At 75.7% G+C, this 831-nt stretch carries 1 protein-coding gene and 1 pseudogene; both read left to right on the top strand.

What is annotated here, in order from left to right:
* Positions 1–360 (top strand): annotated as a pseudogene (locus ACFQ4O_RS17920) (cobalamin biosynthesis bifunctional protein CbiET); the annotation flags it as partial.
* On the top strand, positions 357–831 hold a 475-nt coding region (locus ACFQ4O_RS17915), incomplete at its 3' end, for a cobalt-precorrin-4/precorrin-4 C(11)-methyltransferase (protein WP_378777779.1). The pseudogene ACFQ4O_RS17920 and the gene ACFQ4O_RS17915, both read left to right, overlap by 4 nt.

Below are 831 nucleotides of genomic sequence, written 5' to 3'. Positions count from 1 at the left end.
GACCGGGCGGCCCGCGCCCGCGCCAACGCCGACCGGCTCGGAACGCCGGGCCTGCGCATCGTGGAGGCGTCGGCGCCCGCCGGGTTCGAGGGCCTGCCTGCTCCGGACGCGGTGTTCCTCGGCGGCGGCGCCACGGCGGAGGGCGTGATGGAGCAGTCCCTCGCCGCGCTGAAACCCGGCGGCCGGCTGGTGGCGAACGCCGTGACGCTGGAGACGGAGAGCCGCCTGATCGCCTTCTGGCGCGCCCATGGCGGCGACCTGACCCGGCTGCAGATCGCCAACGCCGACCCGGTCGGACGCATGACCGGCTGGCGCCCGGCCATGCCCGTCACCCAATACGCGCTGGAGACGCCGCGATGACGGTCCATTTCATCGGCGCCGGGCCGGGCGATCCGGACCTGATCACCGTCCGCGGCCGCGACCTGATCGCCCGCTGCCCGGTCTGCCTCTACGCCGGCTCGCTGGTGCCGAAGGCGGTCGTCGCCTACGCCCCGGCCGGCGCCCGCGTCATCGACACCGCTTCGCTCGACCTGCCGCAGATCATCGCCGAGATCGAGGCCGCCCATGCGGCGGGGCTCGACGTGGCGCGGGTGCATTCGGGCGATCCCTCGATCTATGGGGCGACGGCGGAGCAGTTCGCGGCGCTCGAGGCGCGGAACATCCCGTTCGAGATCACGCCCGGCGTGCCGGCCTTCGCCGCCGCCGCCGCGCGGCTGAAGGTGGAGCTGACCGCGCCGGAGGTGGCGCAGACCATCACGCTGTCGCGGCTCGCGGGCCGCGCCTCCGCCATGCCGCCCGCGGAGACGCTGGAGGCGGTGGCCGCCGCACGCG

Source organism: Methylopila musalis (assembly GCF_042679725.1).
GTDB lineage: Bacteria > Pseudomonadota > Alphaproteobacteria > Rhizobiales > Methylopilaceae > Methylopila > Methylopila musalis.
Note: the sequence above shows the minus strand (reverse complement) of the source record. Positions and strands in the feature narration are given on the sequence as shown.